This window comes from Saccharothrix ecbatanensis, assembly GCF_014205015.1.
In the GTDB taxonomy this organism is placed as follows: Bacteria; Actinomycetota; Actinomycetes; order Mycobacteriales; family Pseudonocardiaceae; genus Actinosynnema; species Actinosynnema ecbatanense.
In genome coordinates, this window is record NZ_JACHMO010000001.1 from 3817743 (window position 1) to 3835294 (window position 17552).

Annotated in this window: 8 protein-coding genes; 7 read left to right on the top strand and 1 reads right to left on the bottom strand. The window is 66.7% G+C overall.

The window, feature by feature from the left end; translation table 11 throughout:
• Nucleotides 1–30: 30 nt before the first annotated feature.
• The 7 genes from F4560_RS15985 (at nucleotide 31) to F4560_RS16015 (ending at nucleotide 11363) form a co-directional block, all read left to right on the top strand.
• Nucleotides 31–1428: a family 43 glycosylhydrolase gene (locus F4560_RS15985; protein WP_184920859.1), complete on the top strand. Its 1398-nt coding sequence runs from the start codon at nucleotides 31–33 to the stop codon at nucleotides 1426–1428.
• Nucleotides 1429–1557: 129 nt separating this feature from the next.
• Nucleotides 1558–3291 (top strand): nucleoside hydrolase-like domain-containing protein, encoded by a 1734-nt coding sequence (locus tag F4560_RS15990; RefSeq protein ID WP_184920862.1) that lies wholly within the window; start codon nucleotides 1558–1560, stop codon nucleotides 3289–3291.
• 42 nt (nucleotides 3292–3333) lie between these two features.
• The gene (locus F4560_RS15995) at nucleotides 3334–4770 is read left to right on the top strand and encodes a glycoside hydrolase family 43 protein (RefSeq protein WP_184920863.1); all 1437 of its coding nucleotides are present in this window, start codon (nucleotides 3334–3336) and stop codon (nucleotides 4768–4770) included.
• Between the two features lie 150 nt (nucleotides 4771–4920).
• The gene (locus F4560_RS16000; RefSeq protein ID WP_184920865.1) at nucleotides 4921–6285 is read left to right on the top strand and encodes a glycoside hydrolase family 43 protein; all 1365 of its coding nucleotides are present in this window, start codon (nucleotides 4921–4923) and stop codon (nucleotides 6283–6285) included.
• 168 nt (nucleotides 6286–6453) lie between these two features.
• Nucleotides 6454–6723: a family 43 glycosylhydrolase gene (locus tag F4560_RS43615; RefSeq protein WP_312869852.1), complete on the top strand. Its 270-nt coding sequence runs from the start codon at nucleotides 6454–6456 to the stop codon at nucleotides 6721–6723.
• Complete coding sequence (locus tag F4560_RS16010; protein ID WP_184920867.1) at nucleotides 6699–8147, top strand: family 43 glycosylhydrolase; 1449 nt, start codon at nucleotides 6699–6701, stop codon at nucleotides 8145–8147. The genes F4560_RS43615 and F4560_RS16010 overlap by 25 nt, the downstream gene beginning before the upstream one ends.
• Nucleotides 8148–8207: 60 nt before the next feature.
• A complete protein-coding gene (locus F4560_RS16015) occupies nucleotides 8208–11363 on the top strand; it encodes an RICIN domain-containing protein (RefSeq protein WP_184920868.1) in 3156 nt (1051 codons plus the stop codon).
• 92 nt (nucleotides 11364–11455) lie between these two features.
• Here the strand turns inward: F4560_RS16015 and F4560_RS45610 are convergent, their stop codons facing one another.
• The gene (locus tag F4560_RS45610) at nucleotides 11456–17521 is read right to left on the bottom strand and encodes a ThuA domain-containing protein (protein ID WP_184920869.1); all 6066 of its coding nucleotides are present in this window, start codon (nucleotides 17519–17521) and stop codon (nucleotides 11456–11458) included.
• Between the last annotated feature and the right edge of the window lie 31 nt (nucleotides 17522–17552).

Here is a 17552-nt window from a genome sequence, read left to right on the forward strand (position 1 = left end):
AACTTCGACCGACGAAGATCGGAGTTCACCATGACCCGACGAACCAGCGCGGTCGCCCTGGCCGTCCTCGTCGCCGCCTCGACCTTCACCCTGCCGGTCCCGTCGGCATCAGCCGCCACGATGCCCACGGGGGCGCAGTCGCTCGAATCGGTCAACTTCCCCGGTCGGTTCGTCCGGCACCTGGACAACCTCGGCCGGCTCGACCCGGTGACGTCCGGCAGCCCCGACCAGGTGAAGTCCGACGCCACGTTCACCGTCGTCAACGGGCTGGCCTCGCCGTCGTGCCACTCCTTCCAGGCGGCCAACGGGCTATTCCTGCGCCACCGGGACTACCGGGTGCACCTGGAAGCGAACGCGGGCACGGCGCAGTTCCGCGCGGACGCGACGTTCTGCGCCGTTCCCGGGTCGGTGTCCGGCTCGGTGTCGTTGGCCTCGTTCAACTTCCCGGACCGGCGGCTGCGGCACCGCAACTACGAGCTGTGGATCGACCCGTACCGGAACACGGCGCAGTTCCGTGCCGACAGCTCGTTCCGGCTCACCGCGCCGTGGACGCCGAAGACCACCAAGGGGCCGGTGATCCCGGGCCTGTTCGCCGACCCGCACATCACGAACTTCAACGGCCGCTACTACCTCTACCCGACCACCGATGGCTACGCGAGCTGGGCGTCGCCGTACTACAAGGCGTTCTCCTCCACCGATCTGGTGAACTGGACCGACCACGGCGTGATCCTCGACCACGGACCGGACGTGTCGTGGGCCGACAACTCCGCCTGGGCGCCCGCCGTGATCGCCAAGAACGGCCGCTACTACCTGTACTTCAGCGCCGGCGCGGCCTCCGGCAACACGGGCAAGCACCTCGGCGTCGCCGTGTCCGACTCCCCCACCGGTCCGTTCCGCGACGCCCTCGGTGAACCGCTGATCCGCGCCGGCACGTACTCCGGACAGGCCATCGACCCGATGGTGTTCACCGACGACGACGGCCAGTCCTACCTGTACTGGGGCAACGGCACGGCGTACGTCGTCCCCCTCAACGCCGACATGACCTCCTTCGACCCGGCCAAGGTCCGCAACATCACGCCCACCGACTACCGCGAGGCGTCGTTCGTGTTCAAGCGCAACGGCACCTACTACTTCATGTGGTCGGAGAACGACACCCGCGACGAGGACTACCAGGTCGCCTACGCCACCGGCACCTCACCGCTCGGCCCGTGGACCAAGCGAGGCGTGGTCCTGCAGAAGCGGCTCGAACTGGGCATCAAGGGCACCGGCCACCACTCGGTGGTCAAGGCGCCGAACAGCGACACCTGGCACGTCGCCTACCACCGATTCGCCGTGCCGGCCGGCAACGGCACCAACCGCGAGACCACCGTCGACCGCATGACGTTCAACGCCGACGGCACCATCGCCCCGATCGTCCCCACCCTCTGATACTTCCTGGAAGGAAGCAAAGTGCCCCAACATTCCGCGCGACGGCCGTCGACCCGGCGACGTCGAGTTTTGACCGCGAGCCTCGTTGGGCTCTTCACCGCATCGGTCGCGAGCATCGCGGTGTCGGCGGTGGCTGAGCCTACTGAGCCCGCTGAGCCCGCGGCCGTCGCGGCGGTCGCGGCCGTCGCGAAGCCACGTGTCATCGCGATGACCGACGGCGAGGTCGACGACAAGAGCAGCATGATCCGATTCCTGATGTACTCGTCCGATTTCGACGTCGCGGGAATCGTGCAGACGAACTCCCGGTACCAGGTCGACGGCCACAGCGACGAGAAGTGGGTCGAGGCTCAGATCGATCAGTACGCGAAGGTGCTGCCAAATCTCCGAGTGCACAAGTCCGGCTACCCCGACGCAGAAGATCTGCGCGATGTCCTACGCGTGGGCAACGAGAACAGCGACGACCTGTGGGTCGCTCCTCCGGACATGGCGACCAAGGACACGCCAGGCGAGAAACTGATCATCAGCACGCTGTTGGACGATGATCCCCGACCCGTCCACGTGCAGGCCTGGGGCGGCGTGAACACGTTGGCATCGGCCTTGTGGCGGCTGAAGACCTACCACAGCGCGGCCGACTTCACCCGTGCCACAGCAAAACTGCGGGCATACGCCATCTGGTACCAGGACGGCGGCGGCGGATGGATCGAGGACAACATTCGCCAAGCCCACATCTACGAAGCCAACCAGTGGCATCGCATCTGGGACTACCAAAGCCTCACCGGGCCCAATCCCGATACGGTCAAGGACTACATGACCGAGGCGTGGCTGAACAGCAACGTGAAGGACGACCACGGCCCGCTGGGCGCGATGTACCCGCAGTCCTACGTCAGCGAAGGTGACAGTCCTTCGTTCCTTCACCAGGTCGACAACGGCCTGTACTCCCACGAGGACTACACGTTGGGTGGTTGGGGCGGACGCGGGACGCAGGACGACCCGGTGGGCAAGCCCAACCACCTCACCGACACAGACCTGAAGGACGACGACGACGCAAACAAGATGTTCTGGCGCTGGATTCCGGCCGCGCAGAACGACTTCGCGGCACGTATGGACTGGTCCGTCGCGTCGACCTACAAGGCAGCGAATCACCAGCCCAACGCGGCTGTCGTCGGCTCATTGCGACAGGTGGTCGCGCCGGGACAGGCGGTCAAGCTCGACGCGACGCCGTCCACTGACCCGGACGGCAACACGCTGAGCTTCCGCTGGTGGCAGTACCACGACGCCGACTCCGCCACTGCGCGCGTCACCGTCAACAACGCGACGTCACGCGACAACGCCAACTTCGTCGTGCCCGACGAGCCGGGTCGCCAGATCCACATGATCGTCGAGGTCCGGGACAACGGTGCGCCTTCGCTGACGTCGTACCAACGCATCGTCTTCACGATCCAAGGGGAGCCCGAGCGGCTGGTGTCGAAGCACAGCGGCAAGGTGCTGGACGTCCAGAACCCCAACACCAGCGACGGCGCCAAGGTCGGCCAGTGGACGTGGAACGGGAAAGCCTGGCAGCAGTGGGAGGTCCGCGACTCCGGCGGCGGCTACGTCAACCTCGTCAGCCGGCACAGCGGCAAGTGCCTCGACGTGCTCGGGGCTTCACAGGCCAACGGCGCCGACATCGTCCAATGGGCGTGCAACGGCGCCACCAACCAGCAGTGGCAGGTCATCCCGGTCGACGGTGGCGTTCAGCTGCGTGCTCGGCACAGCGGGAAGTGCGCGGACGTCTACGAATGGTCCACCGCTGACGGTGCCACGATCAAGCAGTGGACGTGCCACGGCGGCAACAACCAGCGCTGGCAACGTGAATCCGTCTAGTCGGTGTTTCGAAAGTCCGTGGTCGATCAAGGGAGATCACCCATGTCACGAGCACTGACACGGCTAGGCGCGCTGCTGGCCGCCATAGCCCTGCTGTTCACCTCCTGGTCGGTGACGACCGACCGGCGAGCGGAGGCGCTGGAGTCGTTCACCGGCTACCTGATGGTCCACTTCACCGGCGAGCACGCCAACGGCCAGCAGATCTACTTCACCCACAGCGACGACGGCCTGCACTGGACCGAACTCAACAACGGCGCACCCGTCCTGCTGTCCACCATCGGCACGCGTGGCGTGCGCGACCCCGCGCTCGTCCGCTCTCCCGACGGCGACCGCTACTGGATCATCGCCACCGACCTGCGCATCGGCGAAGACACGTCGTGGAGCGACGCGATCCACCGAGGCAGCAAGTCCCTGGTCGTCTGGGAGTCCACCGACCTGGTCACGTGGTCCCACCCACGGCTGCTCGACGTCGCCGGCAACATCTCCGGTGCGGGCAGCGCTTGGGCGCCGGAGGCCATTCACAACCCCGCCACCGGCGACTACGTGCTGTACTGGGCCACGAACACAACGCTCAACGACGTCAAGAAGCACCGCATCTACTACGCCCGCACCAAGGACTTCCGGTCGATCACCACGCCGGTGCTCTACATCGACCGGCCTGGGACCCAAGGCATCATCGACACCCAGATCGTCGAGGTGCCGGGCAGCGTCGGCGGCTACCGCTACTACCGGGCGTCCGGGGACGGCCAGATCACCGTCGAAGCGTCCAACTCCATCCTCGGCTCCTGGACCAGGCTCGGCGACCTGTCCCACATGGACATCACGGGCCGCCAGGTCGAAGGCCCGATGTGGATGAAGTTCAACGACCGCACCGAGTGGGCGCTCTGGCTGGACCAGTACTCCAGCGGTCGCGGCTACATGCCCGTCACCTCCACGAACCTCGGCAGCACCGCCAACTTCAAGACGACCGGCGACTACGGCCTGGGCGGCGCCCGCAAGCGCCACGGCTCCATCCTCAACCTCACCGCGGCCGAGGAGGGCCGGGTGCTGGCCAAGTGGGGCGCGACCACGCCGATCAACCGCATCCAGTCCTACAACCACCAGGACCGCTACGTCCGGCACAGCAACTTCGACGTGCGCATCGACTCGGACGTCAGCCCGGCCAAGGACGCCCAGTTCCGCGTGGTGCCCGGCCTGGTGGGCACCGGCACGGTGTCGATCCAGTCGGTCAACTTCCCCGGCTACTACCTGCGGCACACCAACTTCGACTTCGTCCTGGCGCCCGACGACGGCACCTCGGTCTTCAGGGCCGACGCGACCTTCCGCCAGGTGGACGGGCTCGCTTCGTCGGACTGGTCGTCGTTCCGGTCCTACAACTTCCCCGACCGCTACATCCGCCACTACGCCTACCAGCTCCGGCTCGACCCGATCACCAACTCGGTCGCCCGCGCCGACGCCACCTTCCGATTGACAACCTGACCAAGCCGCGCGGACTGCCCGCGCTTCCCCGTTCCGGGTACGGCCGCGACCCGGCGCGGCCGTACCCGTACCGAATGATCACCTACGAGAGGATCGGCTGTGTCGGCACGATTGATCCGGCGAGCGGGCTCTGTGCTCGCCTTGACAGCGATGGCCTTGAGCACGGCGTCACCCATCCACGCGGCACCGGGAACGAGCGCCGCCCCGGCGGCGGCCGCGACCGATGCCGCCTATGTCATGGGTTACTTCAAGGAGTCCCTCAAGGGTTCGGGCAACGTCAACGCGGTCCACTTCGCCGTGAGCGACGACGGTCTGGAGTGGACACCCCTCAACGACAACGACGCGATCCTCACCCCGACCGCGGGGACGAAGGGCATCCGCGACCCGTTCCTGCACCGGCTCAACAACGGCACGTGGGCCTTGGTCGCCACGGACATCCCCGCGGGCGGGTCGTTCACCAAGCCCAACCCCAACATCCACGTCTGGACCTCATCCGACCTGGTGAGCTGGTCGGATGACCGGCTGATCACGGTCAACAAGGTCAACCCGGATTCGTACAGCTGGGCGCCCGCCATCCACTGGGACGCCCAACGCCAGGCCTACGGCATCACGTTCTCGACCGTGCCGGAAGGCTACGACCACTCGGTGATCATGGTCGTCTACACGACCGATTTCGTCACCGCCACCGAGCCGGAGGTCTTCCACGACACCGGATCGGGCATCATCGACTCGCACCTGGTGACCGGTGTGGGTGGCTACAACTACCTGTACTACAAGGACAACGCCACCCGCAAGCTCGTCGGCGCGCGTTCGACGTCCGTGGCTGCGGGCAGCTTCACCCACTACACCGCCAGCGCGGGCCAGAACGCGTGCACGGAGGCGCCGACGCTGGTCAAGTCCCTGAAGGAGGACACCTGGTGGCTGTGGGGCGACACGTTCTGCCCCAACGCCAAGTTCGACGTGTGGCAGGGCGACCTCGCCGCGGGCACGTGGTCCAAGCTCGGCCGTCAGTCCTACACCGCGCCGCTCAACGCCAAGCACAACACCATCCACCCGATCACCACCGCCGACCGTGACCGGCTGCTCGCCAACTACGGCGGCACCAGCTGGAACCGGCTGAAGTCGCTCAACTACCCCGGCCACTACGTCCGGCACGCGAACTACGTCGGCACCATCAGCGAGCAGCCGTTCGAGCCCTACCAGGACTCCCAGTGGCGGCTGGTCGCCGGGTTGTCCGACGCGAAGGGCATGTCCTTCGAGTCGGTCAACTTCCCCGGCTACTACCTGCGGCACGAGAACTTCGAGGTGAAGCTCGTCCGCAACGACGGGACGTCCCGCTTCGCCGCCGACGCCACGTTCCACCGGGTCGCCGGGCTCGCCGACGCGAACTGGTCGTCGTTCCGCGCCGCCACCCACCCGACCCGTTACCTGCGGCACTCCAACCTCGTCCTGAGGATCGACGAGATCACCACGGCGACCGGTCGAGCGGACGCAACCTTCCGCGTCGGCTACTGACAGCCGGCAAAACCCGACCCGTCCACCTCACCATGCCCGGCCCGCCGCCGTCCCGCGGCCGACCGGGCACTTTTCATTGAGCTTGATCACTTCGACGAGGGGCGAGCACATGGCACCACACACCTCAGAACACGGGAAGCGTTCACCGACGCCAGGGGCAACCCGCTGATCGACAAGGCCCGCGACACCAACACCGGCGGGGAACCCATCGACCCGATGGTGTTCACCGACACCGACGGCTCCGCCTACCTGTACTTCGGCGGAGCCCGCCAGCCCAGGGTCGTGCGCCTGGACTCCGACATGGTCTCCACGGCCGGATCGATCACCGACGTGGTGCTCGACGGCTCCACCCGGTTCGCCGAGGCCCCTCACATTCGCAAGGTCGGCGACACCTGCTACGAAAGGGACTTCGCATGTCCACGATACGTCGACGCCTGACTGCCCGCTTACGAGCCGTGGTGCTCGCTTTGGGTGTCGGTGCGCTGTTGACCACCGTGCCGACCGCCGCCCGTGCCGACCTGGCCGGCGACGTGGGGCCGATGCACGACCCCACGATCGCCCGCTCCGGCGACTGCTACTACGTCGTCTCAAGTCTCGACGGCTTCCCGATCCGGCGCTCCTGCACCGGTCTGGACGGTCCCTGGTCGGTGATCGGCAAGGTGTTCCCGGACGGGTCACCGAGCTGGCTCAAGTCCTACCTGAACACCACCGACCCGAAGTTCGAGTGGGCACCCAGCATCGACCAGGTGAACGGCGTCTGGCGGGTGTACTACGCCGGCACCACGTACGGCAGCCAGACATCCGCCATCGGCCTCGCCACGGCCACGAACATCGAAGGTCCCTGGACCGACCAAGGCGAGGTCCTTCGCTCGCGGGCGCGCATGGCCTACAACGCGATCGACCCCGACACTGCCTGGACGGTCGTCAACGGCAAGCGGGTCACGCCGTACCTCGTGTGGGGCTCGTGGTGGACCGGCCTGTACATCCGGCAGTTGGGCACGGACGGCAAGTTCGCGCCGAACACCCCCGAGGTCCACATCGCCAGTCGGCCGAACGGCGCGATCGAAGCCGCATCGATCGTCCACCGCGACGGCTACTACCACCTGTTCGCATCCTTCGACATCTGCTGCAAGGGCGCGAACAGCAGCTACCGCGTCATGTACGGCCGATCGAGGTCGATCACCGGCCCGTACCTCGACCGCAACGGTGTCGACATGCTCGACGGCGGCGGCACGCAGCTCATCGCGAGCTACGGCAACGTACGTGGACCGGGCCACCAGGACGTGTTCGACGACAACGGCACGTTCCGCATCGTGCACCACTACTACGACTCCACCCGGGACACCGGCCCCTTCGACGCCCACATGCAGATCCGCGATCTCGCGTGGACGAGCGACGGCTGGCCGCAACTCCTCGGCCCGTCGACCGAACTCGGCGGGACCGGCAAGGCGATCGTCAACCAGCACAGCCGTCTGTGCCTGGACGACTGGGAGTGGAACACCACTCCCGGCGCCACCGTACGCATGTACACCTGCAACGGGTCGAACGCGCAGCAGTGGCACGTCAGCAACCCCGGCGCGTCGAACAACGGCTACGCCACCATCGTCAACCGCCACAGCGGTCTGTGCCTCGACAACTGGGAGGGTGACACCACACCGGGAGCTCCGGTGGCGCAGTACACCTGCAACCGCCTCCACACCCAGGACCACAGGCTGGAAGACGTCGGCGACGGCTGGTTCCGCATCCGCAACCGCCACAACAACCTCTGCCTGGACAACTGGGAGTGGAACACCAGTCCCGGCGCCGAAGTGCGCTGGCACACCTGCAACGACCACGCCGTGCAGCGCTGGCGCATTTCGTAAGCCGACACCCGCCGTCCAGGTTCGCGTTCAGGTCTCGCGAAACTGATTGGAGAAATCGCCATGTCCCCTCACCACCTCACGTCCTGGCGGGCGTTGAGCGTGCTGCTGTTCACGGCGCTGCTCGCGCTGGGAGCGGTGTCACCGACCAGACCGCCCGCCGCCACCGCGCAAGCCGCACCCGACGTCACGTACGTCCTGATCACCAACCGGGCCACCGGCCTGCTCGTCGACGGCATGGGACGCACGACGGACGGAGCGGCTGCCGCGCAGTACAGTCGTTCCGCCAGCCACAACCAGCAATGGGTACTCGAGGACGCTGACGGCTACGTGCGGATCAGGAACCGGGCGACCGGTCGGTACCTGGACGGCATGGGCCGCACCGCCAACGGGTCCGTGTGCGGGCAGTGGCCCGACTCCGGCTCGTCCAGCCAGCAGTGGACCCGGGAAGCGGTCGGCACCTACGCCAAGTTCAAGAACCGCGCCACGGGGCTCTACCTGGACGGGGCGGGAAAGACGGCGAACGGCGACGAGGTGAAGCAGTACGGCCGTTCCGGCAGCCACAACCAGCAGTGGTTCGTGGCGGAACCCGAGACCATCCTCCTGGACGGCGCGAACGTCAAGGCGGACAACGTCAACGGCCTGACCTTCAAGGGGTTCGGGCTGCTGAGCGCCAACAGCACGAGCGCGCTGCTGATGGACTACAAGGCCCAGCACCCCGACAAGTACCTGGAGATGCTGAAGATCCTGTTCGGCGGCCCGAACCCGGTCCTGACGAACGTCAAGATCGAGATGGGCAACGACCGGAACAACTCCACCGGGCCTGACGCGGCGACCATGCGCTGGGAGACCGAGGAGCCCAACGTCAAGCGCCAGCCGGGCTTCCAGCTCGCAGCCGACGCCAAGAAGCTCAACCCGGACATCAAGGTGTCCATCCTGCGGTGGAACGCACCGGCGTGGGCGGACTCCAACGACAAGATCTACACCTGGTACAAGAAGTCGATCCTGACTACCTACCGCACGTACGGGTACATGGTCGACTACGTCAACCCGGGCGTCAACGAGCACGGCGCCGACTTGGACTGGTCGAAGCGGTACGCCGAACTCGTCAGGACGGACACCACCGGTTTCGCCGACTCCACCGAACAAGCCCTGTACCGCAGGATCGGCGTGGTGATCTCCGACGAGGTCGGGCTCGGCTCGTTCGGTGACGACATGACCAGCGACGCCTCTCTGAGGGACGCGATCGCGGTGGCCGCGTACCACTACCACACCGACGACACGGGCGCGGGTGACTTCAAGCGGCTCGCGGAGTCGTTCGACAAGGAGGTCTGGAACAGCGAGGCGCAGGCGACGTTCGGCAACTCGGCGTTCCGGCCCAACAACAACATGAAGGACCCCACCGTTGCCGGGACCGGTGTGGGCGGTCGGTTCGGCGCCTTGGAAATGGCCAACACCGCCATCAAGGGGTTCACCAACTCCCGCCGGACGAACTTCATCTACCAGCCCGCGATCGGATCGTTCTACGAAGGCGGGCAGTACAGCTACAAGGAGTTGATCAGCGCTCGCGACCCGTGGTCGGGCTGGATGCACTACGACCTGGCCATCGACATGCTGCGGCACTTCAGTTGGTTCGCGAAGACCGGCTGGGAGAACGCGGACAACACCGCGGGTATCTGGCGGGCCGTGCCCAGGGCCAGCTACACCGGGGTCAGTGGCGTGAACGCGGTCAACGGGCGTAACGGCGCGCCGAGCTACCTGACGCTGGCCGCGCCGGACAAGAAGAACTTCTCGACGGTCTTCGTCAACGACAGCGAGTTCACGCAGACCTATCGGCTCAAGACGGTCGACATGGGCTACACGGGTTCGCCTTCGCTGGAGCGGTGGGAGAGCCGCGCGGCCGACGCGGGCAAAGCCTTCAACAGCAACTATCTCAAGCACATCGGCAACCTGTCCGCCGACACGAGCGGCACGTACGTCGTGACCGTGAAACCCTACTCGGCGCTGACCGTCACAACGTTGGCGAACAGCACGAATCCCGCGTTCACGACGCCGTTGCCCGTCGAGGGCGAGCGCACCGTACTCGACACCGACAAGACCGGTGCGGGCCGGGACACGTCCGACAATGTGCTTTACGCGGACAAGTTCGACTACACCGGGAAGACCGTCCCGGTCATCGGCGCAGACGGCCGGATCAACGGCACCGAGGACTTCATTACGTCCCGCGGCGGGGCCAAGAGCGCGATCCCGCTCTACACGGGTGACCACAACGGCGCGTTCGAGGCGTACCTCCCGGACGGGTCGAAGAACTACGTGCTGCGCCAACAGATCGACCGGTCCATCACAGGTGTGGGTGGGGCGTGGATCAAGGGAGACCCGATCACCAGGATCGGCGACAGCCGGTGGCTCGACTACAAGGCCGGCGTGGATGTCTCGTTCGAGAACAACAGCACCCAGTCCGGCGCCAACTACGCCATGATCGGGGTTCGCCAGCAGCACGGTGACGTCGGCGCGCCGTACCGGTTGAAGTTCTGGTTCGACGGAGGCTGGCAGCTACTGGTCGACAACCGCGCGGTGGCCGGCGGCAACGTCGTCAGCGGTGAGGGAGGCGTGACGATCCCGGGCTTCGACACCGCGCACAACGCTTGGCACAACCTCTCCGTGCAGGTGGCCGGGAACAAGGTGACCGCGTACCTGGACGGTGCCGTGCTGGCCTCCCACACCGACACGAACCGGAAGCTGTCCGGCCGGGTCGAGCTCGGGAGCGGTTTCTACCACACCCGGTTCGACAACCTGAAGGTCGAAAGGGTCGAAGGCAACGTGGGCTACTACACCGAACTGCTGGACAACTTGGAGATGCACGACCTGTCGGAGGCGCCTGCCACCAAACTCCGCTACGGCGGCGCGTGGGCCCACGAGAGCGGCAAGAGCATGTTCAACATCCAGCGCAGCCTGTCCACGAGCCAATCGGCGGGCGCAACCCTGACCTACGCCTTCACCGGGACCGGCCTTGACGTCCTTGGTCCCAACGACGGCTCGGCGGTCCTGGAGGTCACCGTGGACGGGAAGGTGGTCGACCCGTCGGCCACTACGTGGGCCGCGGCGGAGTTCTACCAGACGTTCACCCTCCGCGGTCTGACCAATGGCGCGCACACAGTGCAGGTCAAGGTGCTTGAGGGTGTGCTCGTCGTCGACGCGGTGGCGGTCGTCCCCGCGTAGCGGACCTCCAGCACCGCAGTGACACACGATAAAGCCGCGGCACCATCCTGAAGCGATGGTGCCGCGGCTTTGTCGATCGTCGTCCCTTCGGCTCATGCGGCCGTGGCGAGCCCTTCGGCAACGACCGCCGCATCGGCCCGCAGGACGGTGCCGACCTCTACTTCGGGCACCAGCGACTGGACCGACTCGCGGAACGTGTCGAGCCACGACACCGCTCGGGCCGTGCTCCCGCGAAGCGCCTCCCGGTTGGCCTGGGCCAGCTTGGTGTCGAGCACCACCGCCGCTGACCGGGTGACCTTGTTCTCCGCTTCGAACCGGTCGAGCATGGCCCGCAGGTCGGTGATCGACGTGCCGATCGTGAAGACCACCGACTTCTCGGTGACGTGGCCCGCCCCGTCCAGCGCACGGACCACCAGCGTGTGGGTGCCGAGCGCCAACTGCGGGAACCGCAGACTGGTGCCCTTCGCCACCGCGGCGCCATCGAACGTGGCGGTGACCTCGCCGAGACCGGCCGTGGCGTCGGAAGCCGCCCAGTCGACCGCCCGGTCCTCGCTGTGGCCGTAGGTCACGCCGTCGCTGACGCCGAGCAACTCCAGCGCGGGTGCCGTCGCGTCGACCTTGACTTCCACCGCACCGACCGGCGAGGTGTTGCCCACCCGGTCGGCGCTGCGGTACTCGAAGGTGTGGGCGCCTTCGGCGGTGACCAGCACCGGCTCGCCGTACCCGACCCATTCACCGCCGTCGACCCGGTACTCGGTGGTGGCGACACCGGAGCCGGCGCCGTCGTCCGCCTCGAGCGTCACCGTCGGCGACGTGGTGTACCAGCCGGACTGGCCCGCCTCCGGCGTGATCTTCGCGGTCACCGCCGGTCCGTCGGCATCCTCACCGGCCACTCGGAACCAGTCGAAGTCGATGGTGACCGGACCGCGGGTCTGCTGCGGGCCGATGGCCATCAAACCGAACTTCGGATTTGGAACCTCGTTCGTCACCGCGGTGCCGAGGGAGGTCCATTCGGTGCCGTCGCCGCTGATCCAGCCGCTGTAGTCGTTGCCCGACTTCGTCAGCTTCAGGTTCCACCAGCCGCTCTTGGCTCCGGAACCCAGGGTGACCAACCGCTGACCACCCTCACCGAACTTGCCGCCGGCCTCCGACACCAACTCCGCTCGCAGGTCCACGGTCCCACCTGGAGCGTTGAACGCCACCACGTCGAACTTCACGTAGTCGTCGTCATCGCCGTACACCATGAAACCGCCAAGCTGGTACCGCTCCACCAACGGCGCACGCATCCGCGTTTCCACCGTCCAGTCACCACCGGGCGCCGGCTGCAACACGAAGTTCTTCGAGTCACCGTTCGTCCCACCGGCGATGTCACCGGACAACGTGTCGACGCTCAACATCCCATCGGCCATCCGCATCGACGTCAGATCCGGCCGCACCACCGAACTCCAACGGCAACCGTCCAACCGATCCGACTCGAACTCGTCGTTGCGCGCGACCGGTGCAGTCGGATCGGCGCACTCGATCGCCGGCATCGGCGGCGGGATCAGCCTGAACCAGTCGAAGTCGATGGTGACCGGATCGCGGGTCTGCTGCGGGCCGATGGCCATCAGACCGAACTTCGGGCTCGGAACCTCGTTCGTCACCGCGGTGCCGAGTGACGTCCACTCGCTGCCGCCGTCACTGATCCAGCCGCTGTAGTCGTTGCCCGACTTCGTCAACCTCAGGTTCCACCAGCCGCTCTTGGCTCCGGACCCCAGGCTCACCAGCCGCTGACCGCCCTCACCGAACTTGCCGTTGTTCTCCGACACCAACTCCGCTCGCAGATCCACCGCACCACCAGGGCGGTTGAACGCCACTACGTCGAACTTCACGTAGTCGTCGTCATTGCCGTACACCATGAAACCGCCAAGCTGGTACCGCTCGACCAACGGCGCACGCATTCGCGTCTCGACCGTCCAGTCACCGCTGGGAGCGGACCGCAACACGAAGTTCTTCGAGTCACCGTTCGTCCCACCGGCGATGTCACCGGACAACGTGTCGACGCTCAGCACACCGTTCGCCATCCGCATCGACTCGAGGTCAGGCCGCACCACCGAGTTCCAACGGCAACCGTCCAACCGATCCGACGCGAACTCGTCGTTGCGCGCGACCGGCGCATTCGGATCGGCGCACTCGATCGCCGGCATCGGCGACGTCGCCGCAGGAGTCACCCGGAACCAGTCGAAGTCGACGGTGACCGGGTCGCCGGTCTGCTGCGGGCCGATGGCCATCAGGCCGAACTTCGGGTTCGGAACCTCGTTCGTCACCGCCGTGCCCAGCGACGTCCACTCGCTGCCGCCGTCACTGACCCAGCCGGTGTAGTTGTTGCCCGACTTCGTCAACTTCAGGTGCCACCAGCCGCTCTCGGCTCCGGCTCCGAGGGTGACCATCCGCTGGCCGCCCTCACCGAACTTGCCGTTGTTCTCCGACACCAACTCGGCCCGCAGGTCCACGACGCCGCCCGGCGCGTTGAACGCCACCACGTCGAACTTCACGTAGTCGTCGTCATTGCCGTACACCATGAAACCGGCGAGCTGGTACCGCTCGACCAACGGCGCACGCATCCGGGTTTCCAGCGTCCAGTCACCGCCGGGCGCCGCCTGCAACACGAAGTTCTTCGAGTCACCGTTGGTCCCGCCGGCGATATCACCGGACAACGTGTCGACGCTCAAGACCCCATCGGCCATCCGCATCGACTCCAGATCCGGCCGCACCACCGAATTCCAACGGCAACCGTCCAGCCGATCCGACTCGAACTCGTCACTGCGCCCGTCCGACGCCCCGGGATCGACGCACTCGATCGGCGGCATGGGCGGCGGAGCGACGACGATCTGGGTCGACACCGACTTCGACCGCTTTGCGGCGTCGGTGACCGTGACCTTCGCGGTGTAGGTGCCCTCCTCGGTGTAGGTGTGGGTCGGGTTGGCCTCAGTCGAGGTCGTGCCGTCGCCGAGGTCCCACGCGTAGCTGAACGGCTCGTCGCCCTCGGGGTCGGACACCGTCGTGGCGAATTCCACCTCAAGCGGCGCCGAACCGGAAGTCGATGTGGCGTTGACCGCGACGTAGGGCGCGGAGTTGACCGAGACCCCCTTGCCGACGAAGTGGAACGAGTCCACGGTGAACTGGTTGTTCGCCGTGGTCTGGAACACCGCGTGCAGGCTGGTCGACCCGCCGGGGTTGGTGACGTCGACCGGCGGCACGGTCACGTAGCCGCTCGTCTGCGGCACCGGGATCGTGGCCACCAGCGCTCCGTCGGGCGATCCGGCCCGCAGTTCGATCGAGCCGCCGGTGCTCGACCCCTGGACACGCGCCGCGATCCCGTCGATCTGGTGCAGGTTCACCGGGTCGAAGGCGATCCAGTCGCCGTCGGACACGTCGCCGACCCGCTTGCCCGACTCCGCCGCCGGGTCCTCCTGGACGGTGACGCCGGACTGGCGGTCGTGGTACTCGGCCTGCTTGTGCTTCGGCTGGAGAACCGCGAGGTCGCGGCTCGTCAACGTCGGCTGGCCGTTCGCCCCGCCATCGGTGTAGCTGGCCTCGACCGTGTAGAAGACGTCGGCGTCGGCGTGGCCCTCGTCGTGCTGGGTGGCGAGTTCACCCTCGCACGCGTTGATCGTGTCGATCAGGTGGTCGTGCGAGTCGTGTCCGAGCGACACGCGCAGCACGGCTTTCGAGCAGTCGACCTGCTCCTCGGGATCGGTGATCGTCGCGTCGAACACGACCCGGTCGCCGAAGTCGAAGAAGCCGCCGTCCACCGGTGCGGCCAGGTCCACCGACGGCGCGGTGTTGCCGACCGTGACCGACACGTTGGAGATCCCCGCCTTGCCGCCGGGGTCGGTCACCGTGAGCTGGACCTGGTACACGCCGTTCTCGGTGAACACGTGCTTGGGGTTGGCCTCGGTCGAGGTCGCGCCGTCACCGAAGTTCCACGAGTAGGAGACCTGTTCGCCCTCCGGGTCGACGGACCCTTCGCTGGAGAACGCCACGTCCAGCGGAGCCTGGCCACTCGACGGGGTCGCCGAGGTGTGCGCCTTCGGCCGCCGGTTGCCCTGCGTGTAGTCGATCCGGTAGATGCCGGAGTCCGGGTTGTCCCGGCCGTAGCCGCCGCCCCACTCGACCATGTAAAGCGCGCCGTCGGGCCCGAACTTCATGTCCATCGGCGCCAGTGGGGTGTTCGATACGTACCACGGGTCGATGCTGAGGAGGCCGCCTGCGGAGTCCTGGTTGAACAGGAAGATCCGGTTGCGTGCCCACTCGTAGAAGAACGGCTTGCCGTCGTAGAACTCAGGGAACTTCGTCTCGGATTGGAGGTTGGGGTCGTACTCGTAGCGGGGACCGGCCATCGGCGCCTCGCCACCTGTGCCCATCTCCGGGAACGCGTTGCCGTTCGCGCCGTTGCCGTACCAGACCGTCGGTTGCTTCGCGGCCGGCAGGTCGGTCAGGCCGGTGTTGTTCGGCGAGTTGTTGACCGGTTTGGCGCAGTCGAACTTCGGGCCGGAGGTTTCGGCCTCGAAGTCGTAGTCGTTGAACGGGATCCCGTTCGCCACGCAGTACGGCCAGCCGTAGAACCCCGGCTCGGTGATCACGTTCCACTCGACCAGGGCGCCCGGTCCGCGGTCGGCGTTGTCCGAACCGGCGTCCGGGCCGTAGTCGGCCAGGTACAGCGTGCCGTCGGAGGCGACGTTGAAGCGGAACGCGTTGCGGAAGCCCATCGCGTAGATCTCGGGCTTGGTCTTCTCCGTGCCCGGCGCGAACATGTTGCCTTCGGGAACGGTGTAGGTGCCGTCCGCTTCCGGGTGGACCCGCAGGATCTTGCCGCGCAGGTCGTTGGTGTTCGCAGACGTCCTCTGCGCGTCGAACAGCTGGCGGCCCGACCGCTCGTCGATCGGCGCGTAGCCGCTCGACTGGAACGGGTTCGTGTCGTCGCCGACACCGATGTACAGGTTGCCGTTGGGCCCGAAGTCCAGGTACCCGCCGGTGTGACCGGGTTCCTCCTTGCGGGAAGCCGGGATCTCCATCACGACGACCTCGCTGGAGCGGTCGACGGTGTCGCCCCTGACCGTGAACCGGGAGACCCGGTTGAACTCACGGTTGTCCGCAGGCGAGTAGTAGACGTACATGTGGCCGGTGTCGGCGAAGTCAGGGGCGAGCACCAGGGACGACACGCCGTCCTCGCCGCCGGAGTACACCGACAGCTCGATCGCGGTCGAGATGCTGCCGGTCTCCGGGTCGTACATCTTGATGTCGCCCAGGATCTCGGAGTAGAACACCCGCCCGTCCGGCGCGATGTCCAGCGAGGTCGGCGCCTCCGTGGTGTCGTCAAGCGTGACCTTCTCGAACCCGGCGTCCATGGTGGCCTTGCAGTCCGCGGAGATCGCTCCCGCCGCGGTCTGGATGCCGCCGAGGACGTGCTGCTGGAACTGGGGGTCGGAGTAGGTCGCGGACGAGTGGCCCATCGCGGTGGCCCAGACCCGGCCGCCCTCGGCGTCACGGCACCAGGAGATCGGGTGGTCGGTGCCCATCGCCTGACGGCCGGGGTCGTAGGTGTCCTCGTCGACCTCGAGCAGCGAGTGGACGTGCCCGCGCATCGTCGGGTGGAAGTTGTACCACTCGTCCGCCATCTCCCAGCGCTCCGGGAGGTCCTTCGTGGACGCGTGCACGTTGTCGATGCGGTGAGTGGTCGCGGTGAGGCCGCCCGCGGAGTGCTCCGTCATGTGCGAGCCGCCGTTGACGAAGTCGTCCCACCACGGGAAATCCGACTCGATGTTCATGTCGGTGGCGTTGTGCACAGCCGCGATACCGCCGCCGTTGTTGACGTAGGTCCGCACGGCTTGGCGCTGGGCGTCGGTGTCCCACACCATGCCGCCGTTCTGCGCCATGACGATGACGTCGAAGGTGGCCAGGTCGGCGTCGTTGAAGACGGTCGAGTCCTCGCTGTGCACGACCTCGAAGTTGTGGTCCTCTCCCAGCGCGGTGATCATGTCGACGGCCGCGGGGATCGAGTCGTGTTCATACGCCCCGTCGGCGACCTTCGTGAACAGAAGAGCCCGGAACTCCGGTTCGGCTTGCTGGGCGGCGACGAACGGGGCGAGCCCGATCCCGAGCGCGCTCGCTGCCAATATGCTCAGGGCGGTTCGCAAAATGGGTCTT